General features: G+C 69.3%; 23 protein-coding genes. 18 read left to right on the forward strand and 5 right to left on the reverse strand.

Annotated elements, in window-relative coordinates; all coding sequences use genetic code 11:
- Genes G9C85_RS00460 through G9C85_RS00470 form a run of 3 tightly spaced genes read left to right on the forward strand, consistent with a single transcriptional unit; the run spans position 1 to position 2,095 of the window.
- On the forward strand, positions 1–1,206 hold the full coding sequence (locus G9C85_RS00460; RefSeq protein WP_166036210.1) for an exonuclease RecJ: 1,206 nt from the start codon (positions 1–3) through the stop codon (positions 1,204–1,206).
- Positions 1,203–1,439: a KEOPS complex subunit Pcc1 gene (locus tag G9C85_RS00465; RefSeq protein ID WP_166036211.1), complete on the forward strand. Its 237-nt coding sequence runs from the start codon at positions 1,203–1,205 to the stop codon at positions 1,437–1,439. Before G9C85_RS00460 ends, G9C85_RS00465 begins: the two co-directional genes overlap by 4 nt.
- Complete coding sequence (locus tag G9C85_RS00470; protein WP_166036212.1) at positions 1,436–2,095, forward strand: 30S ribosomal protein S3ae; 660 nt, start codon at positions 1,436–1,438, stop codon at positions 2,093–2,095. The genes G9C85_RS00465 and G9C85_RS00470 overlap by 4 nt, the downstream gene beginning before the upstream one ends.
- A 120-nt stretch (positions 2,096–2,215) precedes the next feature.
- Here G9C85_RS00470 and G9C85_RS00475 read toward each other — a convergent pair whose 3' ends face one another.
- Positions 2,216–2,641, reverse strand: coding sequence for a plastocyanin/azurin family copper-binding protein (locus G9C85_RS00475; protein ID WP_166036213.1), 426 nt, complete (start codon positions 2,639–2,641; stop codon positions 2,216–2,218).
- Positions 2,642–2,830: 189 nt separating this feature from the next.
- Between G9C85_RS00475 and G9C85_RS00480 the strand changes: the two genes are divergently transcribed.
- The 3 genes from G9C85_RS00480 (at position 2,831) to G9C85_RS00490 (ending at position 6,988) form a co-directional block, all read left to right on the forward strand.
- A complete protein-coding gene (locus G9C85_RS00480) occupies positions 2,831–3,553 on the forward strand; it encodes a protein sorting system archaetidylserine synthase (protein ID WP_166038881.1) in 723 nt (240 codons plus the stop codon).
- A 51-nt stretch (positions 3,554–3,604) separates the two neighbouring features.
- Positions 3,605–5,152, forward strand: coding sequence for a HEAT repeat domain-containing protein (locus G9C85_RS00485; RefSeq protein ID WP_166036214.1), 1,548 nt, complete (start codon positions 3,605–3,607; stop codon positions 5,150–5,152).
- A 75-nt stretch (positions 5,153–5,227) separates the two neighbouring features.
- Positions 5,228–6,988 (forward strand): phospholipase D-like domain-containing protein, encoded by a 1,761-nt coding sequence (locus tag G9C85_RS00490; protein ID WP_166036215.1) that lies wholly within the window; start codon positions 5,228–5,230, stop codon positions 6,986–6,988.
- Between the two features lie 71 nt (positions 6,989–7,059).
- Here the strand turns inward: G9C85_RS00490 and G9C85_RS00495 are convergent, their stop codons facing one another.
- A complete protein-coding gene (locus tag G9C85_RS00495) occupies positions 7,060–8,961 on the reverse strand; it encodes a DHH family phosphoesterase (protein ID WP_166036216.1) in 1,902 nt (633 codons plus the stop codon).
- A 344-nt stretch (positions 8,962–9,305) separates the two neighbouring features.
- Between G9C85_RS00495 and G9C85_RS00500 the strand changes: the two genes are divergently transcribed.
- Together G9C85_RS00500 and G9C85_RS00505 are read left to right on the forward strand one after the other, a co-directional pair.
- Positions 9,306–9,830, forward strand: coding sequence for a Mov34/MPN/PAD-1 family protein (locus G9C85_RS00500; protein WP_166036217.1), 525 nt, complete (start codon positions 9,306–9,308; stop codon positions 9,828–9,830).
- Positions 9,827–10,258 carry an adenylyltransferase/cytidyltransferase family protein gene (locus G9C85_RS00505; RefSeq protein ID WP_166036218.1) on the forward strand — a complete coding sequence of 144 codons (432 nt, stop codon included), beginning with the start codon at positions 9,827–9,829 and terminating at the stop codon, positions 10,256–10,258. Before G9C85_RS00500 ends, G9C85_RS00505 begins: the two co-directional genes overlap by 4 nt.
- A gap of 17 nt (positions 10,259–10,275) precedes the next feature.
- Here G9C85_RS00505 and G9C85_RS00510 read toward each other — a convergent pair whose 3' ends face one another.
- Positions 10,276–10,650 (reverse strand): cyclic nucleotide-binding/CBS domain-containing protein, encoded by a 375-nt coding sequence (locus tag G9C85_RS00510; protein ID WP_193570574.1) that lies wholly within the window; start codon positions 10,648–10,650, stop codon positions 10,276–10,278.
- Between the two features lie 150 nt (positions 10,651–10,800).
- Here G9C85_RS00510 and G9C85_RS00515 point away from each other — a divergent pair, with 150 nt between their 5' ends.
- Positions 10,801–11,481 carry a DNA methyltransferase gene (locus G9C85_RS00515; protein WP_166036219.1) on the forward strand — a complete coding sequence of 227 codons (681 nt, stop codon included), beginning with the start codon at positions 10,801–10,803 and terminating at the stop codon, positions 11,479–11,481.
- 8 nt (positions 11,482–11,489) lie between these two features.
- On the opposite strand, the gene G9C85_RS00520 is transcribed toward G9C85_RS00515, so the two are convergent.
- Positions 11,490–12,632 (reverse strand): pyridoxal phosphate-dependent aminotransferase, encoded by a 1,143-nt coding sequence (locus G9C85_RS00520; protein ID WP_193570575.1) that lies wholly within the window; start codon positions 12,630–12,632, stop codon positions 11,490–11,492.
- Positions 12,632–13,045 carry a 6,7-dimethyl-8-ribityllumazine synthase gene (gene ribH / locus G9C85_RS00525; RefSeq protein WP_166036220.1) on the reverse strand — a complete coding sequence of 138 codons (414 nt, stop codon included), beginning with the start codon at positions 13,043–13,045 and terminating at the stop codon, positions 12,632–12,634. Before ribH ends, G9C85_RS00520 begins: the two co-directional genes overlap by 1 nt.
- Positions 13,046–13,200: 155 nt before the next feature.
- On the opposite strand from ribH, the gene G9C85_RS18545 reads away from it, so the two are divergent.
- From G9C85_RS18545 to G9C85_RS00570, 9 genes are all read left to right on the forward strand, one after another.
- The gene (locus tag G9C85_RS18545; RefSeq protein ID WP_193570576.1) at positions 13,201–15,384 is read left to right on the forward strand and encodes a flippase activity-associated protein Agl23; all 2,184 of its coding nucleotides are present in this window, start codon (positions 13,201–13,203) and stop codon (positions 15,382–15,384) included.
- Positions 15,385–15,411: 27 nt separating this feature from the next.
- Complete coding sequence (locus G9C85_RS00535) at positions 15,412–16,575, forward strand: 5-(carboxyamino)imidazole ribonucleotide synthase (RefSeq protein ID WP_166036221.1); 1,164 nt, start codon at positions 15,412–15,414, stop codon at positions 16,573–16,575.
- A gap of 89 nt (positions 16,576–16,664) precedes the next feature.
- Positions 16,665–17,303, forward strand: a complete 639-nt coding sequence (locus G9C85_RS00540; RefSeq protein WP_166036222.1) for an AIR carboxylase family protein — start codon at positions 16,665–16,667, stop codon at positions 17,301–17,303.
- 111 nt (positions 17,304–17,414) lie between these two features.
- Positions 17,415–18,416, forward strand: a complete 1,002-nt coding sequence (locus tag G9C85_RS00545) for an alcohol dehydrogenase catalytic domain-containing protein (RefSeq protein ID WP_166038887.1) — start codon at positions 17,415–17,417, stop codon at positions 18,414–18,416.
- Between the two features lie 295 nt (positions 18,417–18,711).
- Complete coding sequence (locus G9C85_RS00550; protein ID WP_166036223.1) at positions 18,712–19,110, forward strand: NADH-quinone oxidoreductase subunit A; 399 nt, start codon at positions 18,712–18,714, stop codon at positions 19,108–19,110.
- Between the two features lie 12 nt (positions 19,111–19,122).
- On the forward strand, positions 19,123–19,824 hold the full coding sequence (locus tag G9C85_RS00555) for an NADH-quinone oxidoreductase subunit B (RefSeq protein WP_166036224.1): 702 nt from the start codon (positions 19,123–19,125) through the stop codon (positions 19,822–19,824).
- Positions 19,821–21,491 (forward strand): NADH-quinone oxidoreductase subunit D, encoded by a 1,671-nt coding sequence (locus tag G9C85_RS00560; RefSeq protein WP_166036225.1) that lies wholly within the window; start codon positions 19,821–19,823, stop codon positions 21,489–21,491. Before G9C85_RS00555 ends, G9C85_RS00560 begins: the two co-directional genes overlap by 4 nt.
- Entirely contained in the window at positions 21,491–22,570 is a 1,080-nt protein-coding gene (locus G9C85_RS00565) for a complex I subunit 1 family protein (RefSeq protein ID WP_166036226.1), read from the forward strand. The genes G9C85_RS00560 and G9C85_RS00565 overlap by 1 nt, the downstream gene beginning before the upstream one ends.
- Positions 22,567–23,028 carry an NADH-quinone oxidoreductase subunit I gene (locus G9C85_RS00570; protein ID WP_166036227.1) on the forward strand — a complete coding sequence of 154 codons (462 nt, stop codon included), beginning with the start codon at positions 22,567–22,569 and terminating at the stop codon, positions 23,026–23,028. Before G9C85_RS00565 ends, G9C85_RS00570 begins: the two co-directional genes overlap by 4 nt.
- Positions 23,029–23,041 lie beyond the last annotated feature (13 nt).

Below are 23,041 nucleotides of genomic sequence, written 5' to 3' on the forward strand. Positions count from 1 at the left end.
ATGTCGCAGTCAGGCCCCGGTGGTACCGACGGCGGGCTCGACGCCGCGAGCGTCGCGGCCGAGATAGCCGACGCGCCGTTCGTTCGCGTGATCGCTCGCGCGAGCGGCGACGCGGTCGCCGCCGCGGGACTGCTCGGGCGCGTGCTCGCGTCCCAGGGGACGCCGTTCCAGGTGAGCGTCGGCCGGACCATCGAGGACCGGACGCGTCGCGTCGCCGAGGCCGACGACTCGTCGACCGCGGTCGTCGTCGGGTCGTCGCAGGCGACCGACGCCGTCCATCTCGACCCGGACGACGAGCCGGCGAGCGTCGCCGCGTGGCGGCTCGCCGGCGAACTCGGCGCGACCGCGGACTCCGTGCTCGCGCTCGTCGGCGTCGCCGCGGCCGGCGTGACGCCGGGCGCGGGGTCGAGCGCGCGACTCGTCGAGTCCGCGGAGGCCGGGGGGCGACTCGATCGCCGCCCGGGCGTCGCGGGCCCCGTCGACGACGTCGTGGACGTGCTCGTGCACTCGACGCTCGTCCACGCGTCGTTCTCGGGCGACGAAGCGAGCGCGCGCAGCGCGCTCTCGACCCTCGGCGTGGACGTCGACGCCGACGTAGACGCCAGCGCTTCCGCGGACCTCTCGGACGACGTCCAGCGGCGCGTCGCGTCGTTCGTCGCCGTCGCGACGACGGGTGCGAGCGACGCACCGGCGCGCGCCGGCGAGGCCGTCGAGCGCGCGCTCCGCCCGTACGTCCTCACCGACTCGGACGCGCCGTTCGCGACGGTCGTCGGGTACGCGGACGTGCTGTCCGCGCTCGCGTCGAGCGCGCCCGGCACGGGCGTCGCGGTGGCGCTCGGGCACGACGTCCGCGACGGCGCGCTCGCGGCGTGGCGCGAGCACTCGCTCGCCGTCCACGACGCGGTCGCGTCCTGCGAGCGGTCGCGGCACGACGGCGTCGTGGTCGTTCGCGACGTCGACGCGCCGCTGTCGACGACCGCGCGTCTCGTCCGGGACTACCGGTCGCCGGAGCCCGTCGTCGCCGCGGTCGACACCGACGGAGACGCGGTCGCGCTCGCGGCCACTCCCGAATTCGACGTCGAGGACGTGCTCGCGCGCGTCACCACCCAGACCGGTGGCGAGTACGACGGGACCGCCGACGCGGGGTACGCGACCATCGACTGCGACACCGACCAGTTCGTGACGACGCTCAGAGAGGAACTATGAGAACTGCGACGATCACCACCACGCACGAGGACGCCGCGCTCGTCGCGGCGGCGCTCGCACCGGACGACACGAGCGAGATGCAGACGACCGTCGACGGGGACCGCGTCGTGACGCGCATCGAGCGCGAGACGACCAGCGGCCTGCAGTCGACGGTCGACGACTACGTGGTGAACGTGGACGTCGCGGTACAGATCGCACAGCACGCCAACCAGATACCTACCAAAGACACATGAGTGAACGATCAGTCTCCCGTACGAAGGACCAGAAGCGCTGGTACACGATTCACGCGCCCGAGCAGTTCGGTCGCGAGGAGCTCGGTACCACGCCCGCAGACGAACCGGATCAGGTGCTCGGTCGCACCATCGAAACCACGCTCGGCGACCTGAACAAGGACGCCAGCGAGAACAACACGAAGCTCACGTTCAAGATCAACGACGTGGGCAGCGACGCGGCGTACACGGAGTTCGTGTCCCACGAACTCACGCGGGACTACCTCCGTAGTCTCGTTCGCCGCGGCGCCTCGAAGGTCGAGGCGTACGTGACGGTGCTGTCGACGGACGACTACCGCGTCCAGATCCAGCCGGTCGCGTTCACGACGAAGAAGGCCGACGCGAGCCAGGAGAAGGCGATCCGTCGCGCGATGATCGACCAGGTCGAGGCCGCTGGCGAGGAGCGCACGTTCGAGGCGCTCGTCGACAGCGTCGTCGAGGGCCGGATGTCCTCGGCGATCTACAGCGACGCGAAGACGATCTACCCGCTGCGTCGCGTGGAGATCCAGAAGATGACGCTCGAGGCGCGTCCCGAGGAGGTCGCTGCCGAGGAGGAGACCGCCGTCGAGGTCGACGAGGACGAGGTCGCGGACGAGATCGAAACGGACGCAGAGGAGTAATCCGCTACGCACGCGACGTTCGCGTGCCCGAGACGCCTTTCTTCACGTGCAACGGTGGTGTGCGTTCGAGAGCGGTTGCGCCGGGCAGTCAGTCGGTGGGAGGACGCCGCGACCGACGAACTACTCCTCGACGACTATGGTGCCCGTCATCGCCTGGCGTTCGTGCGGGATGCAGACGTACTCGTACTCGCCCGCGACGTCGAACGCGTGCTCGTACGTGTCGCCGGAGACGATGCCGCCGGCGCCGCGCTTCCAGGCGTCCCGCGCCGCCTGCTCGTCCTCGAATCCGCCGGACGCGAAGTAGTCGGCGCCGTCGGGGAGGCCGGAGTCGTACGCGGTGACGGTGTGCGAGCGCCCGCTCGTGTTCTTCCAGACGACGGTGTCGCCGACGGCGACCGTGACTGTCTCCGGGTCGAACGCGCTGTCGGTCATCCCGACGTCGTAGTCGTCGGCGTCGCCACCGGCGCTGTTGAACATCGCGAGACAGCCCGAGACCGCGCCCGCCGTCGCGAGCGCGCCCGAAGCGAGGACCGAGCGACGATTCATGCGCTCGGGTACGGGTGGCCCCGACAAATGCACCACGGTTCCGCCGTCGCGTTCGACGCCCGAACCACCGGTCCGCGGTCGCGGTCCCCAACCGCGACCTGCGGACTGATTCACGTCGCAAGCGTGGGGACGCGATCGTCGATGGGGAGAACGCAAGTCCTATTGGTGCGGTTCACGCAGTCGTTCGATATGTTGCCGCGGTTCGTCGGGCGATTGAGTCTCGCGGACGCAGTCACCACCGCGAACGCCTCGCTGGGGTTCGTCGCAGTGGTGACGGCGTTCGCCGACCCGGCGCTCGCGGCGCGCGTCGTCCTGCTCGCCGGCATCGCGGACGGCCTCGACGGCGTCGTCGCACGCTACTCGGGCGGGTCCGCGGCCGGCCCGTACCTGGACTCGCTCGCGGACGTCGCGTCGTTCTGCGTCGCACCCGCCGTCGTCGTCTACGTCACCGTCACCGACGCCTGGGGGATCTCCGTCGCGAACCCAGAACCGTTGCTCGCGGTCGCGCTCGTCGTTCCCGCGCTGTTCGTCGCGATGGGCGTCGTCCGCCTCGGCCTCTACACCGCACACGACACCGCCGACGACTACACGGAGGGCGTCCAGACGACGCTCGCCGCGACCATCCTCGCCGCCGCCGTCCTCTCCGGCGTCACCGACCCGCGCGTCCTCGTCGTCGCGACCGCCGCGTTCGTCTACCTCATGGTGTCCACGGTCCGCTACCCGGACCTCCTGGCGCGCGACGCGCTCCTCATGGGGATCGTGCACGCGCTCGCCGTCCTCGTCCCGCACGCGTTCGGGCGGACGTTCCCGTGGGCGATCCTCACGCTCGGCGTCGCGTACCTCCTCGGCGGCCCGTGGTTCTACTGGCGCGACGACGACCAGCCGACCCCGAACCTGTATGGAAACGCTTAGGAAACCGCTGGCCCCAGGTTTCCGTATGACTCACACGGCTGGTGGTCGCCCATGAGCGAGGACGACGCCGAGGACCACGCCGACGACGACCGCGAACCCCCAGAGAACGAGGTCTCCGACACCCAGGAGGGGAAGGGGACGCCGGGCGAGGAGCCCGCCGACGCCGGGGACGGCGAGACCGCCGAGGAACTGGCCGAGGAATCGGTCGACGAAGACGGAGACGCCGCCGAGGACGCGGACGCCGACGTCGAGGACGCGGACGCCGACGTCGAGGACGCGGACGCCGACGTCGAGGCCGACACGGGTCCGGAGGACGAGTCGACGGAGGAAGCCGCGGAGGCGGCTGCCGTCGAGTCGGAGGCCGAGGACGGCGAGACCGAGGAGGAGAAACTGCCCGCCGAAGAGCTCACGGTCGAGGACCTCCGCGAGCGCCTGGACGCCATCCGCGAGCGACTCGACGACGCCGAGACCGAAGCGGCTCTCGACGACGTCGAAGCGGAGGTCGCGGCACTCGAGGCCGACGTCGACACCGCGGACCTCCCGGAACCGGACGACGAGGACGAGGACGCGCCCGCAGAGGAGCTCGCGGGCGAGATCGAAGACGTCCAGGGCGACATCGAGGAGGCTCGCGGCCCGTACGCGGAGGACGTCGCGAGCGACGTCGAGGCCGTCGCTGGCACGGTCGCGGACACGCGCTGGACGGAGGACGGACACGACGAGGTCGTGGCCGTCGTCGAGTCGTTCCTGGCGACCGCCGCGTCAACGCTCCAGGAGACGTTCGACGTCGACGAAGAGGACCCGGATTCGCTCGCCGCCGCCCTGGAGGAGGCCGCGGCAGCCATCGAGGCCGCGGGCCTGGACCCGGACGACGACGCCGAAACCATCCAGGGGCTCGTCGAGGCGACCGAGGAACTCGAGGCCGGCGTCGAGGACGCCGAGGAGTGGGACGACCTCTCCATCCGCGAGCAGCTCGCCTGGCACGGCGTCTACGACCAGCTCGACCACCGGAAGGACTTCCCGCCGGAGTGGCACGCGCTCAAGGTGTACGAGAAGAACTTCGACGCCGAGGGCGTCCTCGTCGTCCTCGACCGGATGGACTCGGACTTCATGGAACGGCACTGCCTCGAGGTCCTGGAGAAGCTCGGTCCCGAGGAAGCCCTGGACGAGATGAGCCAGCGCGCCCAGCGCCGGGACAAGGCCGCCATCCGCGTGCTCGGGAAGATCGGGAGCGAGGAGCCAGTCGAGACGCTCGTCGAGTACGTCGACGCGGACTCCGACCCGGAACTCCAGAAGGTGACGTTCCGTGCGCTCGGCGAGATCGGGAGCGAAGAGGCGACGCAGCCGATCGCGGACAAGCTCGTCGCGGACAGCGAGGACACGCGGTCGCGCGCTGCTCGCGCACTCGGTCTCATCGGTGACACGCGCGCGATCGACGCGCTCGCGGACGTCCTCGCCGACGACGACGAAGCCGATCGCGTTCGCGCCAGCGCCGCCTGGGCGCTGAACCAGATCGGGACCGAAGCAGCTCTCGAGGAAGTCAAGGGCTACACCGAGGATCGCGCGTACATCGTGCAGGCCGAAGCCGAGAAGGTCGCGTAAACCCAGCCCGGTCCCGTCCACGAGCCTCGACGGGCCACCCGATTCTTCTTACGTGAGCGGGCGGCCAGCCAGAGCGTGCCATCGCGTCCGCTCCACGTCGCGTTCGTGATCGCGTTGCTCGTCGCACCAGCCACTGCGCCCGCAGCGGCGGGCGCGTCGAATGCGACCGTGACTGCGTCGACGGCAACGGCGTCGGCGGCGACGACGTCGACACCACTATCGCCTGGTGGAGCCGACGCAGTCGCACCTGCGGACGACGCTGCCGTCGTGGCGGCGTATCCGAATCCGGTCGTCGACGGCGACGTCGGCGAGTACGTCCTCCTCCGATTCCCCGAGCCGACGGCGGTCGGGAACTGGACGCTCTCGGACGGCGAGACGACCGTCGGGTTCCCGAACCGTACGCTGTCCGGGCGGGTGCTCGTGGCCGCGAACGTCTCCGCTGCGCGCTCGCTCCTCGCGAACCACTCCATCGGCGACGCCAGCGGCGGCCCAGGTAACGACAGCGCGACCACTGCCGCTGCCGGCGCCGTCGCGGCGGTCGAGGCGCCCGGTCTTGCGCTCGCGAACGGCGGGGAGACGCTCTCGCTCGCGACCCCGGACGGCCGGGTCGTCGGCGAGCTCGCGTACGCCGACGCGCCCGAGGGCGAACGCTACCGCGACGGCGCGTTCCACGCCCTCGGCGAGACCGACCACCCGCCGCGGACGACCCGCGACGTCCGAACCCGGACGTTCGTCACGCCCGATTCCGCGGTTCCGCTCGCGCCAATCGAGCGCGCCGACGACCGCGTCTACCTCGCCGGGTACACGTTCGCGTCCGAGCGCGTCGCCCGCGCGCTCGAACGCGCCGCCGCCCGTGGCGTCGACGTACAGGTCCTCCTCGACGACGCACCCGTCGGCGGCGTGACGCGGCGACAGGTACGCGTCCTCGACGCACTCGACGGGACCGACGTCGAGATACGCGCACTCGGCGGGTCTCGCGCCCGCTACGACTACCACCACGCGAAGTACCTCGTCGCCGACGACGCCGCGGTCGTCCTCACCGAGAACTTCAAGCCATCCGGGACCGGCGGCCACGCCAACCGTGGCTGGGGCGTCGTCCTCGACGACGCCCAGACCGCCGGCGACCTCGCGACGGTCTTCCAGAGCGACTGGCGCGTGCCAGACGCCCGCCCCTGGTCGACCGTCGACCCCGACCCCGACGGGGACGACCAGGAGGAACCGCCCGCGAACGGCTCGTACCCGACGCGGATCGAGTCCGCGAACGTCACCGCGGACGCCGTCACCGTCGTCGTCGCGCCCGACAACGCCGAGCGCACCTACACTGCACGCCTCCGGAACGCGACCGACCGCGTGCGCGTCCTCCAGATGAGCGCCGAGCGCGACGGCGTCCTCCTCCGGGAAGCGATCGCCGCCGCTCGCCGCGGCGTCGACGTCGACGTCCTCCTCTCGTCGGCGTGGTACGCGCGCGAGGAGAACGGGCGCGTCGTCGACTCCCTGAACGCGCTCGCCGAGCGCGAGGACCTCCCGCTCGCGGCGCGCCTCGTCGACCCCGGCGGTCGCTTCCGGAAGGTTCACGCGAAGGGCGTCGTCGTCGACGACGCCGTCGTCCTCGGCTCAGTCAACTGGAACGACCACTCGCTCCGCGAGAACCGCGAAGTCGCCGTCGTCCTCGAGGGCGACGCCGTCGCCACCTACTACGCCGACGCCTTCCGCGCGGACTGGACGGGCGGCCCCGACCCCCGGGTACCACGGTGGCTCGCCGCCCTCACCGCACTCGCCGTCCTCGCACTCCTCGTCGTCCTCGCCCGACGCGTCGACTTCGACCCCCGAACGTGACCGCGAAAAACGAGCTCGTCAAAAAAGCAATCGACCGTCACAGGACAGCGAGCGGTCGGTCGCCGTCGCGCCTACACCTCGTCGACGGCGGAGAGACTGGAGACGTCCTCGTCGATGTCCGCCTCCGCCATCTTCTCCACGAGCGCGTCGATGACCGCCTCGCGGCGGCCCTTCACGAACTTGATCGACCCGACGACGAGGTGTCCACCACCCGACACGCCGCCCTCGGGGACCTCCTCCGTGAGCTCGCTCACCATGTTCGGGATGTCCAGGCGAACGCCGTCGGAGCGCAGCACCGCGAAGTCCGGGCCGTACCCGATCGTGATCACGGGACCGCCCGTCTCCTTGACCTTCCGGTCGTGGACTTCACCGGTCGTGTTCCCCGGCGCCGGGTACGTGAACCGGCGGGCGTGGTTCTCGACGTCCAGCCGGTACAGTTGCGCGCCGTTGTCGAGTTCCTCGTGCTCGACGTGCTGCATCGCCCGGTCGAGTTGCTTGTCCACGCGCGCTTCCGAGCGCGACGACAGGAACTCCACGAGTCGCTCGTGGCGGTCGTCGTCGTCGCACTGCACGTTCAGCGCGTCGTTGATGAGGTGCTGGCCGGAGTTGTACCGGAGCCAGTGCGCGCCGTAGTCCAGCGCCTCCGAGATGTCCCGGAGGTCGTCCTCGCTGTAGCCAGCCTCCGCGGCCAGCTCGAGGTAGTCCGTCATCGCCTCCGCCTTCGACCGGTCCGCGAGCCCAGCGACCGCGGGCACGTGATCGAGCTTGTCCGCGAACTCGGGGTGGATCATGCGCGCCAGCTCGACGCACATCATGCCCGTCGTCACGCGGTAGTCCTCGTCGTACAGGTACGGGTTCACGTGATGCGTCAGGAGGTCCTCGACCGCCTCCGGGTCCGGGTGGTGGTGGTCGACGACGACGATTGGGATGTCGTAGTGCGCGAGCGTCTCGTACGCTGGCACGTCCTCGGCCGTACTCCCGTTGTCCAGCATGAGCAGGAGCGGGAGCTTCTGGCCGTGCCGCGAGCGGTCCTCGAGCGCGAAGTTCAGGTCGCGCGTCGCGTCCTCCATCTCGTAGAACGGCGCCTTGCTCGGCAATCGCTTGAACAGGTGGCGCTTCGCGTCGCCGTCCTCGTGGACGTCCTCGATGAACGCCTCCAGCGCCGCCTGCACCGGCACGCTCGCGCACATCCCGTCGCCGTCCGCGTGATGACGGAGCCGGATCGGCCGGCCCTCGATGACGGTCTTCCGGAGCTCTCGCGCCACCGCCTCCAGGTCGCCGCGGAGCTTCTCGAACGCCTCCCACTCCACGAGCGGCTCCACGTCGTTCGGCGCCGCCGCGTCCAGCATCGCGCTCTCAAGGCGCTCCCGGACCGCGTCACCGGCCTCGCCAGAGAGCACCTCGATGTGCTCTACCTCTATCTGGTGCGTGCCCTCGCGCTTCTCGACCTCGCCAGCGACCCGAACCACGTCACCGACCTCGATACCCGGATGGGCGCGCACGCCAGCGGACTCGAACGCCGTCGCCGGCACCACACCGTGCTCGTCCCGCACCTGGAACACCGTCGGCCCCCCAGTCTGCTTGATCTGGGTCACCTCGCCCTCCACGTGCACACGATCTCCGAGTTGCGTCGACAACGCACTCGTCGCCGTCAACGCCACGTCCTCGCTCACGCGCTCCACGTCGTACTCGTCGGCGACGTCCGCCAGCACGAACGACAGGTCGCCGTTGTCGCGGACAGCCTCCAGCTCGACGACGAGGTCGTCGCCGACCGAGTACGTTCGATCGAGATTCGACTCGTGAACGAGCCCGGACACGGACTCGGACAGATCCACGAACACGCCGTACTCGACGACCCCGTTCACCGTCGCCAGATACGGCACGTCCGCGTCGACGTCGTCGACGGTGCACTCCGGCGCCAGGTCGTAGACGACCGGGCGCTGCGCACCCTCACCGGCAGATTCAGCAGTCATGTTGTCACCGGATTCGCTCCGCCGCCGTTTAATCCTTGCCAAGACGCCCAGCCAGCCGCTTCACACCAACCAGCACCAACTGATGACCACCCCGCGCCAACCCACGATACCGCTCGTACACGCCATCCCCAGCAGCCTCGCTCGCAGCCCACACGATCGCCGACCGCAAACAGCTCCGCAGGAAACGGCGACCTGGAGGTCGCCGTATGCTGGTGCGGCCGCATCCGACCGCAGACGATCGCCGACCGCAAGCAGCCCCGCGGGAAACGGCGACCTGGAGGTCGCCGTATGCTGGTGCGGCCGCATCCGCAACGTTCAGGTATCCAAGCCAACGAGTGGACGGCATGGGGTTGTTCGACCGGTTCTTCCGGTCGCGGGACGTCGCCGGCATCGCCAGGGACACGCTGGAGTTCGCGCTCTCCTCGGCGGAGGACACGCACCCGAACGAGTACATGGGATTCATGCGGGGGACGCCAGCGGGCGAGTTCGACCTCGGCGAAGCGGTGCATCCCGACGACTACGTCGTCACGGACGTGCTCGTCATCCCTGGCACGTCCTCGAACGAAGTAAGTGCGACCGTCGACTCGAACATGATACCGAACGACATGCGGACGGTCGGGTCGATCCACTCGCATCCGAACGGCGTCCTCCGGCCGAGCGACGAGGACCTCGCGACGTTCACGTCGGGGAGCGTGCACGTCATCATGGGGGCGCCCTACCGGTCGAACGACTGGGAGGCGTTCGACGAGAGCGGCGACGTCACCGAACTCCCGGTGCTCGACGTCGCGCTCGACGACCCGGAGTCGTTCTTCGACTTCGACCAGTTCGACATCGACGAAGAGATCCGGTCGGAGGGCGGGTACCGATGACGCGCGCGATCGCGCAAGGCACGTTCGACATCCTCCACCCCGGGCACGTCCACTACCTCGAGGAGGCGGCGGCGCTCGGCGACGAACTCCACGTCATCATCGCCCGCCGCGGGAACGTCACGCACAAGGAGAAACCGATCCTCGCCGACCGCCAGCGCCGCGACATGGTCGCCGCGCTCGACGTCGTCGACGAAGCCCACCTCGGGGACCGCGAGGACATCTTCGTCCCGATCGAGCGCATCGACCCGGACTACGTCGTGCTCGGGCACGACCAGCACCACGACGACGACGCCATCCAGCGCGCGCTCGACGACCGCGGCATCGACTGCGAAGTGCGGCGCGCGAGCGCTCGCGAGAAGCGCTACGACGACGAACTCCTCTCGACGGGCCGCATCGTCGACCGTATCCTCGAAGAGCGCAGCGACTGATTCGTTCGATCCGGCCGTCAGGAGAGCGTCGCGGTGACGTCCGTCGACGAGATCATCCCGACGTAGTCGTCGTCGACGACCGGGAGGTGCTTGATGCCGTACGTCTCCATCATCGCCGCGACCTCCTCCATGTAGAGGTCCGGACTCACGGTCTCCACGTCCTCCGTCATCACGTCCGACACCGTGAGATCAGCGACGTTCCGGCCCTCGGCGACGGCGTCCAGGACGTCCGTGCTGCTCACGATCGCGCGCGGGTTCGTCGGCACCACGAGCGCGTTGATGTCCAGTTCGCGCATCCGCTCGGCCGCTTCCTCGACGGTCGCGTCCTTCGAGATGGTCTCCAGGGGCGAGGACATCACGTCCGCGACGGTGACTCTGTCGCTAGAACTCATAAGCAAACTCACGACGCCCGACGTGAAGGGGTTTGCCCTCGGACGGAGCGGTGTGTCGCGCGACGCCGAGGGTCGGCGAGGAGTCCGACAGTTCGTACCACGCCGGGCACCGCCCCAAGACTGATTCGGGCCGTCGTGGACCGCCGATACATGGACACGTACCTCGCGCTCGAGTACGAGCACGACACGCCGCTCCCGGAGGGATTCGACGACGAGTTCCGGACGCCCCACGCGCTCGTCGAGCGATTCCTCGACGAGTACACCGACCCCGGCGACCGCGTCTTCGACCCGTTCGCGGGGTTCGGGACGACGCTCGCCGTCGCCGAGCGCCTCGGTCGGACGGCCTACGGCGTCGAGTACGACGACGAGATGGTCACGTACGCGCGACGGCACATCCCCGACGAGGACGACGACCGCGTTCGTCACGGGAGCGTGCTCGACCTCGACCCGTCGTGGGTCCCCGCGTGCGACTGCTGCTTCACGTCCCCGCCGTTCATGGAACGCGAGGACGACCGGAACCCCTTCGAGAACTACGCGGGCGAGAGCACGTACGCGGACTACCTCGACGACGTCGAGACCGCGTTCTCGCGGGTCCAGTCGGTGCTCGCACCCGGCGCACGGGTCGTCGTCGACGTCTCGAACATGAAGCACGAGGGGCGCGTTACGCCGCTGGCGTGGGACGTCGCCGACCGCGTCTCGAACGTCCTCCACTTCGACGGAGAAGTCGTCGTCACGTGGACGGGCGGCGAGGACCGAGACCACGGCGACGGCCGCTTCGGCTACGGCTACGACCACTCGTACTGCCTCACGTTCACGAAAAACGGCGCTTAGCGGACGGACTACAGGAGGCCTTCGTCGGCGAGTCGCTCGACGCCCTCGCGGAGGCGCTCCTCGCTCGCGGCGTAGGAGAGTCGCGCGTAGCCGGGCGTCCCGAACGCGCTCCCGGGAACAGTCGCGACGTGCGCGTCCTCGATGGCGGCCTCGCACCACGCCTGATCGTCTCCACCGACCTCGGGCATCAGGTAGAACGCGCCGTCGGGGGTGGCCGCGTGCACGCCGTGGTCGTCGAACAGGTCGACGAGGAGATCGCGACGGGACTGGAACGCCGCGACCATCTCCTCGACCGCGTCGGTCGTGTTCCGGAGCGCTTCCACGCCCGCGTGCTGGACGAAGTTCGTCGCACACGACACCGAGTGACTGTGGAGCTTGCTCGACTGGTCGACGAGCGCCTGCGGCGCGGCGTAGTACCCCAGGCGCCACCCAGTCATCGAGTACGCCTTCGAGAACCCGTTCACGGTGATCGTGCGGTCGGCCATCCCGTCGAACGTCCCGAGGCTCGTCGGCTCGACGCCGTACGTGATCTCCTTGTAGATCTCGTCGCTGATGACGGTGACGTCGTGCTCGACCGCGAGGTCGCGCACGCCCTCCAGGGCGGCGTCCGAGTACACCGCGCCCGTCGGGTTGCTCGGCGAGTTCACGACCAGGAGTTCGGTGTCGTCGCTCACGGCCGCGGCGAGGTCCTCGAGCGCGGGCTCGAGCTGGAAGTCGTACGGCGACGTGTCGACGCGAGAGAGGCTCCCGCCAGCCATCTTCACCATCGCCTCGTAGGACACCCACGCTGGGTCGAGGAGGACGACCTCGTCGCCGTCGTCGATCAGCGTCTGCACGATCTCGTAGAGCGCCTGCTTCGCGCCCGGCGTCACCACCAGCTCGTCGGTCGAGTGATCGAGACCGTCCGCTGCGAGCTTGTCGACGATCGCGTCCTTCAGTTCGGGGATGCCGTTACTGGACGTGTAGCCCGTGTGGCCGGCGTCCATCGCGGCCTTCCCCGCCTCGACGACGTTCTCCGGGGTCGGGAAGTCTGGTTCGCCGACGCTCAGGTCCACCACGTCGTGCCCCTCCGCTTCGAGTTCGGAGGCGGCGTTCGAGATGGCGAGCGTCGCGGATGGTTCCACGCGTTCCACGCGAGATGCGAAGTCCATTATGATGAGTCCTCCAGTGCTGCGACCAGGTCGAGCGCGCTGTCGACCGCCGTCGCGGCGTTCTCCACGCGCTCCCTGGCTTCCGCACCGCTCATGCCCGGGCCGGTGACGCCGAGGGTGACGGGCGTGTCCCGCTCCAGGCTCACGTCAGTGAGCTTCTGGGCGATCGCGTGCCCGATGACCTCGTCGTGGTTCGTGTCGCCGGTGACGATGGCGCCGACGACGGCGACCGCGTCCACGTCGTCCCGGCGCGCCAGCCGGTCGGCCGCGAGCGGCGAGTCGTACGCGCCCGGCACCGACGCGACGTCGACGACCTCGGCGTCGCGCGCCTCCGCCGCCGACAGCGCCGCGGTCTCCATCTCCTCCGTGACCGACCGATTGAATTCGGCGACCACCAGTCCGAGCCGTACCATACACGACCGGTGGCCGAGACGCCACAAGAACCTACCGGGACCACGCGACGGTGCAAGCGTTGCCGGCGACGGGACCTGTACCGCCGAGGTCGACCGGGGACGGCGACGCGGGAGATTGACAAAGCCCTTACCGGCCGGGGGAGAGTGGGGGAACGATGATCACTCGTCGGACCGACCGACGCGGCCCGCTCGCCGCTCTCCTCGCCATCGCCGTCGGCGGCACGCTCGCTCGCTTGCTCGCGCTCGACGCCCGCATCGCGCACTGGGGTGAGGCGCGACTCGGGTACGACGTCCTCCGGTACGCCGCGACCGGCGTCTACGAGTACCGGCCCGTCACGCACGGCCCGCTCCTCTACCACGTCGACCGCGTCCTCTTCGAGTTCGTGGGCGCGTCGGACTTCGCCGCGCGCCTCCCGGTCGCGGTCGTCGGCGGCCTGCTCCCGCTGGCCGCCTGGCTCTACCGCGACCACCTCCGGGACCTGGAACTCGTCGCGCTCGGCGCGCTGCTCTCCGCGAGTCCCGTGCTCGTCTACTACTCGCGATTCCTCGGGAACGACGTCCTCGTCGCCGCGTTCGCGTTCACCGCGCTCGGGTTCTTGCTGCGGACGCGAACGACCGGCGACGCCCGGTACCTCTACGCCGCCAGCACCGTCGGCGCGCTCGCGTTCGCGTCGAAGGCCAACGCCCTCCTCTACGCCCTCCTCTGGATCGCGGCTGGACTCGTCGTCCTCGACCAGCGCGCGTTCGTCCGGGCGGTCGCAGGTCGCCCGATCTTCGACCACGAGCGCGGCGCCGCGCTCGTCGCGAAGGCTCGCGCATCCGGGACGCCCGAGATGGCCGTCGTCGCGCTGTTCAATCCCGTCTTCGTGCTCGCGTTCGGGCCGTTCTCGACTGTCGTCGTCGCCATCCTCGTTGCCGTCGTCGCCCTGCTCGCCGGGCTCGTCCTCCAGGACCACGGCCGCATCGTCGACCGGAACGCGGTCTGGCTGATCGGCGGCGTCGTCGCTGCGTACGTCGCCGCGTCGGGATTCCTCGGCGACCCGCTCGCGAGCGGCGGCCGGCAGGTCGCGTTCGCGCTCACGTGGCTCGCGGCCGCCGCCGGCATCGTCGGCGTCCTCGCGAGCGGCACGCCGACCGGCGCGCGGATCCGTCGCTGGCGGGGGCCGGCGACGCTCGCTGTCGCGTGGTTCCTCGTCCTGACGCTCGTCCTGTTCGCCCCCCGGAACCCCGACGGCCTCGGCCTCTGGAGTTCGCTCACCGCCCCGAGCACGCTCCCCGCGCTCGTCGAGGCCGGGCTGATCACGCCGCTGTCGGAGTACGGTCGCGTCTGGCTGTCGAGCAACGGCAACGACGCGCTCTCGTTCGCCGTCCCGCTCCTGCTGACGCTCGCGTTCGCCGCGGTAACGGTGACCGTCGCGGGCACGATCGGGTTCCTCGCGAACCGCTACGGGGACCGGGACGAGGTCGTCGAGTTCGCGCTCGTCTGGGCCGGCCTGTCGGTGCTCGTCTACCCCATCGCCGCGCTCGTGAACGCGCCCTGGCACGCCGTCCACGTCGTCGTCCCGCTCGCCGTCCCCGCGGCCGTCGCCGTCGCCGCCGTCGCCCGCCGCCTCTTCGCTGGCGTCCGCGACGCCGACCCGGCGGTCGCGGGCGTCGCCGTCCTCGTCCTCTGCGTCGCGTTCGGCGCTCCGCTCGCGGCCGCCGCCGGCACGTCGTACCTCCACCCGCAGAGCCAGGACAACCCGCTCGTCCAGTACGGCCAGCCCAGCGACGACTTCCGCGAGACGCTCGCCGCCATCGACGCCGGCGCCGCGGCGAACGACGACGGCCCCGACGTCGTCTACTACGGCGAATACTTCCACGTCGAGAACCCCGAGCGCGCGGACCGCCTCCCCGTCGGCGACGTCTACGTGCAGAACGACGGCGGCGAGTACGAGATCGTCGAGGAGAACGAGGGCTGGTACAACCGACTCCCGCTCCCGTGGTACACCGAGTCCTTCGGTGCGACCACCGCGAGCGCGGACACCCGGGCCGGACTGGACGACCTCGCCGCGACCGACCCGCCCGTGGTCGTCGTCCGCTCGCAGCTCGCCGAGAACGTCTCGACCGTCCTCGGCGGCGGCTACCGGCGGACGACGTTCAACCTCACCCAGCACAACGTCACCGTCACCGTCTTCCTCGACGACACCGCGACCCCGCCACGAGCCAGCCTCGCCGGCTCACCAGCCGCGACAGGATCGATCGTCCCGTTCGACTCGAAGATCTCGCGCTCCCCGACCACGCACGTCGAAGGCGAGCCAGCGTCGACCGTCGCGCGGAACTCGAGAAGGAAGCGTTAAGCGGGGACCGGAAGAACCCCTCGCGTGATGACGACGCTCTCGACTCCCGGCCCGACGCTCGGGGTCGTCGGTGGCGGCCAGCTCGGGCGGATGCTCGCCGAGGCCGCCGCGCCCCTCGGCGTCGACGTGATCGTGCTCGACCCGACACCGGACTGTCCAGCGGCGCCGCCGGCGGGCGACCAGATCGTCGCGGAGTTCGACGACGTCGACGCGATCCGCGAGCTCGCCGAGCGCGCGGACGTCCTGACGTTCGAGATCGAGCTCGCCGACCAGGCGGCCCTGGAGCGCATCGAGCGCGACACCGGCGTCCCGTGCCACCCGAAGCCGTCGACGCTCGACCTGATCCACGACAAGCTCGTCCAGAAGCGCGCGCTCGACGACGCCGGCATCCCCGTGCCGGCGTTCCGCGAAGTGGAGAGCCCGGACGAGGTCGCGGACGCGCTCGACGACCTCGGATCGCCCGCGATGCTGAAGGCCCGTACCGGCGGCTACGACGGCCGCGGGAACGTCCCCGTCGACCGCGACACCGACCACGCCGCCGCGCTCGCCGAGGTCGGCGGCGAGGGGAACGCGATGGTCGAGTCGTTGGTCGAGTACGAGCGCGAACTCTCCGTCATCGCCGTCAAGGGCGACGGCGAGACGGCGGCGTTCCCCGTCGGCGAGAACGTCCACCGCGAGCAGATCCTCCGCGAGACCGTCGTGCCGGCGCGAACCACGGACGCCGTCCGCGAGCGCGCTCGCGACGTCGCCGAGGACGTCCTCGACGTGATGGACGGCCGCGGCGTCTACGGCATCGAGCTGTTCGAGCACGCGGACGGCTCCATCTCCGTGAACGAGATCGCGCCCCGCCCGCACAACTCAGGGCACTGGACGATCGAGGGCGCACACAGCAGTCAGTTCGCCCAGCACGCCCGCGCCGTCCTCGGCTGGCCGCTCGCCGCAACGGACCTGCGATGTCCGACCGCGATGGCGAACCTCCTCGGAGACGGCGAGCGCTCGCGGGACGCGTCCATCGAGAACGTCGACGACGTCCTCGCCGCGCCGGGCGCGCACCTCCACTGGTACGGCAAGCGCGAGACTCGCCCGCTCCGGAAGATGGGCCACGTCACGTGCGTCCAGACCGACGACGAGAGCGGCGAGGACCTCCTCTCGACGGCGCGCGCACTCCGCGACGGCGTCGACTTCGCCTGACCACTCGCCGACTTCGCCCGACAACTCGAACAGACGCAACCGACAACTCGAACAGACGCGACCGACCGCGCACGCGACACCACTACGCCATGACAGACCGACTCCAGGACCTCATCGACGACCTCCACGCACAGGCCGACGCAGACACCGACCCACAGGACACGCCGGACGTCGGCATCGTCATGGGGTCGAACTCCGACCTAGACGTGATGATGGGCACCGACGACGACGCCGGCGCGTACGACGCGCTCGTCGACGAACTCGGGTTCGCCGAGCAGACCAACTACCACGACCCGCCAGAAGCGCGGTTCACGTTCGAGACGTTCGTCGTCTCCGCGCATCGCACGCCCGAACTCATGTACGCGTACGCCGAGACGGCCGAGGCCCGCGGGGTCGACGTCGTCATCGCCGGCGCGGGCGGGAAGTCCGCGGACCTCCCGAACATGACCGCGAGCATCGCGTACCCGCTCCCCGTGATCGGCGTCCCCGTCCAGGAAAAGTCAGTCGACTCCGTCATCGGTATGCCCACCGGCGCCCCGCTCACCGCCGTCGACGCCGGGAAGTCGTTCAACGCCGCGCTCTCGGCCGCGATGATCCTCGCCCGCGACGACGACGACCTCCGCGACCGACTCGTCGACTACCACGAGGGCCTCAAGGGCGACGTCGCCGACGTCTCCCACGACCTCCACACGCTCGGCACGCCCGGATTCCGCGACCGCCACGACTGACCCCGTCGCGGGGACGCTCGCCCGGGAACGTCTCGTCCGTCGAACAAAACGGTCTTTCAGCGAACCATCAAGTGACTGCGCCGAGCAGCGCCGTCCATGTCGACAGACACCATGCGGGCGGCCGTGGTTCCCGACTCCGACGGTGGACTCGAGATCAGAGAGCGCCCCGTACCGGACCCCGGGCCCGGGGAAGTGCGGGTTCGCGTCGAGGCCTGTGGCGTCTGCGGCGGCGACGACGTCGTCGTCGACGGAACCCCCGGCGTCGACTACCCGCGCGTCCCCGGTCACGAACTCGTCGGCGTCGTCGACGCCGTCGGGCGCGACGTCACGGACTGGCGCGTCGACGACCGCGTCGGCGTCGGCTGGCACGGCGGCCACTGCTTCGCGTGCGAGGCGTGCCGGCACGGCGAGTTCCTGCACTGCGATGAGAAACCGATCACGGGCGTCCACCGCGACGGCGGGTACGCCGAGTACGCACTCGCTCGAACGGAAGCCCTCGCCGCCGTCCCCGACGCCCTCGAGGCCGTCGACGCAGCACCCCTCCTCTGTGCGGGCCTCACGACGTTCAACGCCCTCCGCCACGCCGACGTCGGCGCCGGTGACCTCGTCGCCGTCCTCGGCGTCGGCGGGCTCGGCCACCTCGCCGTCCAGTACGCGCACGAAGCCGGGTTCCGGACCGTCGCGGTCTCGCGCGGCGACGCCAAGCACGCCGCCGCGCGCGACCTCGGCGCCGACCACTACGTCGACGCCCACGCGACCGACCCCGGCGAGGAACTCCAGGCGCTCGGCGGCGCCGACCTCGTCCTCTCGACCGCCCCAGTCGCCGACGCCGTCGCCCCCGTCGTCGACGGCCTCGCCGCCGGCGGCGACCTCTGCAACGTCGGCGTCCCCGACGACCCCGTCCCCGTCGACGTCGGCCGCCTCGTCGACGCCCGCGCGAGCGTCTCCGGCTGGGCCTCCGGGACACCCATCGACGCCGAGGAGACGCTCGCGTTCAGCGAGCGGCGCGCCGTCCGTCCGCGCGTCGAGACGTACGACCTCGAGGACGCCCCCACCGCCTACCGCCGCATGACCGACGGCGACGTCCGTTTCCGCGCGGTCCTCACCCCCTGAGCCGGCGTCAGCGTCCACCGGTGCCACCATACCCGCCTACCAGCCTCCCCGTCTGCTATGCTACCTCCCTGGCAGCCTCCCCGCCGGCCAGCCTCCCGATCGACCACCGACGTGGTAACTCCGGTCTCCCCCGCGTGCGCACGAGCACCCGAATGAAACAAACCCCACGCATCGAAGGACGGTACGGGGATTCTCGCTTCTTCCCGTCCGAAACCCCTCCCAGCCGCCGAAAACCCCAAGAATCAACCCTTATATGGGTGCGCTTCAAACCCGCAGATGATACGGAGTATACGGTATGAATCCATGGATAGCAGTCGGGGCGCTCGCGACCGTGGCGGTACTGATACCAGTCGGGATGATGCTGGTATCGTGGCTGCTGCGCCCGAGCGTTCCAGAAGACAGTAAACGCACCACGTACGAGAGCGGCGAGGTCCCCACCGGCGGGACTCGAATCCGCTTCAACATCCAGTACTACATGGTCGCGCTCCTGTTCGTCGTCTTCGACATCGAGACCGTCCTCATCTTCCCTTGGACGGTCATCTACAGATCTGCTCTCGAAGGCGGCGAGGGGATCGTGGCCGTGCTGGCGCCGATGCTCCTGTTCATCGGCATCCTCGTGGTACCGCTCGCCTGGGCGTGGAAGGAAGGCGTCGTCCAGTGGGCACGCGGCCCGCAAGCGAGCGAGACACAGTAACCCCGTCAAACAATGAGTTCCGACAACACCACGGACGGCGGCAGTACAGACGCACTGACGAAGACCCGCGAAGCGCGGATGGGCGAGGGACTCGACGACCGCTTCAACTCGAAGCTACGGGAAGCGTTCGGCGCATCCCCGTTCATCCTCACCAAGTTCGACAAGTTCATGAACTGGGTCCGGGGGTCCTCGATGTTCATGCTGCAGTTCGGTATCGCGTGCTGCAGCATCGAGATGATTCACACGTACGCGATCAAGCACGACCTCGACCGGTTCGGCGCGGGCATCCCGCGTGCGAGCCCGCGACAGGCCGACGTCATCATCGTGCCGGGAACGATCGTGTCGAAGTTCGCGCCGCGGATGAAGCGCGTGTACGACCAGATGCCGGAACCGAAGTTCGTCGTCGGCATGGGGTCGTGTACGATCTCCGGCGGCCCGTTCCAGGAGGGCTACAACGTCGTGAAGGGCGCCGAGGAGGTCATTCCCGTGGACATCCACGTCCCCGGGTGTCCGCCGCGGCCGGAAGCGCTCATCTACGGCGTCGCGAAACTCCAGGAGCGCGTCGCGAACGGCGAGTCCACGCCCGTCACCGTCAAGCCCTACGAACTCGAGCAGTTCGGGGACATGGACGACGACGAGGTCATCGACGAACTCGCCGACCAGATCGACGAAGACACGCTCGCGATGCGGTACAACTGGGCTGATTCGCCATGAGTCTCGAGAAACCGCGCGACACCGCACTCGACGCGGCGGGCGACGTCGACGAGCAGGCGATCCTCGACCTGCTCGGGGATCGCGTCCTCGACACCGAGGAGCACCTCAACGCTGCCGTCGCGGTCGTCGTCCGACCGGACGCCGTCGAGGAGACGCTGCTCGCGCTCCGCGACGAAGCCGGGTTCGACCACTGTTCGCTCGTCACCGCCCAGGAGTACGAGGACCGCTACGAGTCCATCTACCACCTCAAGCAGTACGACGACCCGACGAACGAGGTCAGCGTCGTCGTGCCAGCGACGAAGGACGACCCCGTCAGCGAGTCCGGGAACGCCGCGTACCGGACCTGCGACTGGCACGAGCGCGAAGCGTACGACCTGGTGGGGATCGAGTACGAGAACCACCCGGACCTCAAGCGCATCCTGATGCCGGAGAACTGGCAGGGCCACCCGCTGTCGATGGACTACGACCAGGATCGCCCGCAGGTCGTCACGCTCGGCGAGCACGACAACCCGCTGAAGGACGACCACCGGGACGAGAACAGCGACACGATGTTCCTCAACATCGGCCCGCACCACCCGGCGACGCACGGCGTCCTCCACGTGAAGACCGTCCTCGACGGGGAGACGGTCGCGGACGTCGAGTCCGACATCGGGTACCTGCACCGGTGCGAGGAACAGATGGCTCAGTCCGGGACGTACCGGCACCAGATCATGCCGTACCCGGACCGCTGGGACTACGTCTCCGCGGGCCTGCTCAACGAGTACGCGTACGCTCGCGCCGCCGAGGACCTCGCGGACATCGAGGTCCCCGAGTACGCGCAAGTCATCCGGACGATGGGCGCGGAACTCTGCCGGATCGCCGCGCACATGCTCGCGGTCGGGACGTTCGCACTGGACGTGTACGGCGACTTCACCGCCATCTTCCAGTACGCGTTCCGCGACCGCGAAGTCGTGCAGAACATCCTCGAGGACCTCACCGGCCAGCGGTTGATGTTCAACTACTTCCGGCTCGGTGGCGTCGCGTGGGACCTGCCCGAGCCCCGCGACGAGTTCTTCGAGAAGACGCGGGACTTCCTCGACGAACTCCCGGGGAAGCTCGAGGAGTACCACGACCTCATCACGGGCAACGAGATCTTCCAGCTGCGGTGCGTCGACACGGGCATCCTCGAGCCGGAGGTCGCGAAGTCCTACGGCGCGACCGGGCCCGTGGCGCGAGCGTCGGGCGTCGACTACGACCTCCGGCGGGACGACCCCTACGGCTACTACGACGAACTCGACTGGGACGTCATCACGGAGGACGGGAAGGACAACTACGCGCGCGTCCTCACGCGGCTTCAGGAGGTCGAGGAGTCCGCGAAGATCATCCAGCAGTGCGTGGACCTCCTCGAGGAGTGGCCCGAGGACGAGCGCACCATCCAGTCGAACGTTCCCCGGACGTTGAAGCCGGAGAACGACACGGAGACGTACCGTGCGGTCGAAGCCGCGAAGGGCGAACTCGGGATCTACATGCGGGCCGATGGGACGGACAAGCCCGCGCGCTTCAAGATCCGGAGCCCGTGCTTCTCGAACCTGCAGACGCTCCCGGAGATGGCCCAGGGCGAGTACGTCCCTGACCTCATCGCGAGCCTCGGCAGCCTCGACATCGTGCTCGGGGAGGTGGATCGCTGATGGCCGAACAGACCCTGCCGGAGTTCATCGCCGACGTCACCGGTCTCGGCGAGTTCGGTGTCGCCGGCGAGTTCCTCGCGGCGTTCCTCGGTGCGTTCCTCGTCGGGAACATCTTGCTCGCGTACACGGGCGTGGCAGGGCCGTGGGCGAAGCGGAAGATCACGGCCGCGTTCACCGACCGGTACGCCGTGAACCGCATCGGTCCGTTCGGGTTGCTCATCATCGTCGCGGACGCCGTGCGGCTGCTCTCGAAGGAACTCATCATTCCCGAAGAGGTCGACCGGCCCGCGTTCGACCTGGCGCCGATCGTGCTCGCCGGGAGTGCGATGCTCGGGTTCGCGTTCATCCCGATGGGATCGATCTTCGGGGTCAACATGCAGCTCGCGGACCCCGAGGCGGGACTGGCGTGGGTGTTCGCGATCGCGTCGATCGCGACGCTCGGATTGGCGATGGCGGGGTACGCGAGCTCGAACAAGTACTCGTTCATGGGGATGCTGCGTGCGATCGCGCAGAACATCGCGTACGAGATCCCGCTCGTGCTGACCGCCGCGTCGGTCGTCATCTTCGCGGGGTCGCTCCAGACGAGCGAGATCGTCGCCGCGCAGACGATCGGTGGCGGCACCGAGCCGCTGTTCGCGATCGGCGGGCTCGAGATCCCGCCGTGGTTCGCGTTCGTGAACCCGTTCGCGTTCGTGCTGTTCATGATCGCGAACCTCGCGGAAGTCGGTCGGAATCCCTTCGACATCCCGGAGGCACCGACCGAGATCGTCGCCGGGTACCAGACGGAGTACTCGTCGGTGTACTTCGTCCTCATGTACCTCGGTGAGTTCCTCCACATCTTCCTCGGGGGCGCCATCGCCGCGACCGTCTTCCTCGGCGGTCCCGCCGGTCCGGTCCTCCCCGGGTTCGTGTGGTTCACGATCAAGATCTGGGCGGTGTTCCTGTTCACGCAGTGGGCTCGCTCCGCGGTGCCGCGCGTCCGCATCGACCAGCTCATCAACATCGGCTGGAAGGGCATGCTCGAGCTGTCCTTCGTGAACCTGATCCTGACGGCAGTGCTCGTCGGGGTGATAGTATGATTGGTATTCTGAAAGGTATGGCGACGACGATGAAGCACGCGCTGGACGGCGAGAAGTTCACCGTGCAATACCCCGAGGAGACGCCGGAGGTCTCCGCGCGATTCCGTGGGGTACACAAGTTCAGTCAGGAGCGATGCATTTGGTGCCGGCAGTGCGAGAACGTCTGCCCGAACGACACCATCCACATCGTCACCGACGACCAGCGCCAGGGCGAAGAGTACAACCTCCACATAGGGCAGTGCATCTACTGTCGACTGTGCGAGGAGGTGTGTCCGGTGGACGCGATCCTGCTCACGCAGAACTTCGAGTTCACGGGCGACACGAAGGACGAACTCGTGTACAACAAGGAACAGCTGAAGAGCGTTCCGTGGTACAAGGACATCGACCCGCTCGAGTCCCGCGAACCCGACCGTGGTGCGTGGATCGGTGAGGGCGAAGGCGAGATCGACTACCAGTAACAGAGCACAATTC

The organism is Halorubellus sp. JP-L1 (assembly GCF_011440375.1).
Taxonomy (GTDB): Archaea; Halobacteriota; Halobacteria; order Halobacteriales; family Natrialbaceae; genus Halorubellus.

Bases quoted from the DNA above. Each gene is read 5' to 3' on its own strand.
- G9C85_RS00460 (WP_166036210.1), top strand. From the start codon at position 1: ATGTCGCAGTCAGGCCCCGGTGGTACCGACGGCGGGCTCGACGCCGCG.
- G9C85_RS00500 (WP_166036217.1), top strand. From the start codon at position 9,306: ATGGGGTTGTTCGACCGGTTCTTCCGGTCGCGGGACGTCGCCGGCATC.
- G9C85_RS00515 (WP_166036219.1), top strand. From the start codon at position 10,801: ATGGACACGTACCTCGCGCTCGAGTACGAGCACGACACGCCGCTCCCG.
- G9C85_RS00545 (WP_166038887.1), top strand. From the start codon at position 17,415: ATGCGGGCGGCCGTGGTTCCCGACTCCGACGGTGGACTCGAGATCAGA.
- G9C85_RS00535 (WP_166036221.1), top strand. From the start codon at position 15,412: ATGACGACGCTCTCGACTCCCGGCCCGACGCTCGGGGTCGTCGGTGGC.
- G9C85_RS00495 (WP_166036216.1), bottom strand. From the start codon at position 8,961: ATGACTGCTGAATCTGCCGGTGAGGGTGCGCAGCGCCCGGTCGTCTAC.
- G9C85_RS00520 (WP_193570575.1), bottom strand. From the start codon at position 12,632: ATGGACTTCGCATCTCGCGTGGAACGCGTGGAACCATCCGCGACGCTC.
- G9C85_RS00570 (WP_166036227.1), top strand. From the start codon at position 22,567: ATGATTGGTATTCTGAAAGGTATGGCGACGACGATGAAGCACGCGCTG.
- G9C85_RS18545 (WP_193570576.1), top strand. From the start codon at position 13,201: ATGATCACTCGTCGGACCGACCGACGCGGCCCGCTCGCCGCTCTCCTC.
- G9C85_RS00565 (WP_166036226.1), top strand. From the start codon at position 21,491: ATGGCCGAACAGACCCTGCCGGAGTTCATCGCCGACGTCACCGGTCTC.
- G9C85_RS00550 (WP_166036223.1), top strand. From the start codon at position 18,712: ATGAATCCATGGATAGCAGTCGGGGCGCTCGCGACCGTGGCGGTACTG.
- ribH (WP_166036220.1), bottom strand. From the start codon at position 13,045: ATGGTACGGCTCGGACTGGTGGTCGCCGAATTCAATCGGTCGGTCACG.
- G9C85_RS00475 (WP_166036213.1), bottom strand. From the start codon at position 2,641: ATGAATCGTCGCTCGGTCCTCGCTTCGGGCGCGCTCGCGACGGCGGGC.
- G9C85_RS00560 (WP_166036225.1), top strand. From the start codon at position 19,821: ATGAGTCTCGAGAAACCGCGCGACACCGCACTCGACGCGGCGGGCGAC.
- G9C85_RS00465 (WP_166036211.1), top strand. From the start codon at position 1,203: ATGAGAACTGCGACGATCACCACCACGCACGAGGACGCCGCGCTCGTC.
- G9C85_RS00505 (WP_166036218.1), top strand. From the start codon at position 9,827: ATGACGCGCGCGATCGCGCAAGGCACGTTCGACATCCTCCACCCCGGG.
- G9C85_RS00510 (WP_193570574.1), bottom strand. From the start codon at position 10,650: ATGAGTTCTAGCGACAGAGTCACCGTCGCGGACGTGATGTCCTCGCCC.
- G9C85_RS00470 (WP_166036212.1), top strand. From the start codon at position 1,436: ATGAGTGAACGATCAGTCTCCCGTACGAAGGACCAGAAGCGCTGGTAC.
- G9C85_RS00540 (WP_166036222.1), top strand. From the start codon at position 16,665: ATGACAGACCGACTCCAGGACCTCATCGACGACCTCCACGCACAGGCC.
- G9C85_RS00485 (WP_166036214.1), top strand. From the start codon at position 3,605: ATGAGCGAGGACGACGCCGAGGACCACGCCGACGACGACCGCGAACCC.
- G9C85_RS00480 (WP_166038881.1), top strand. From the start codon at position 2,831: ATGTTGCCGCGGTTCGTCGGGCGATTGAGTCTCGCGGACGCAGTCACC.
- G9C85_RS00555 (WP_166036224.1), top strand. From the start codon at position 19,123: ATGAGTTCCGACAACACCACGGACGGCGGCAGTACAGACGCACTGACG.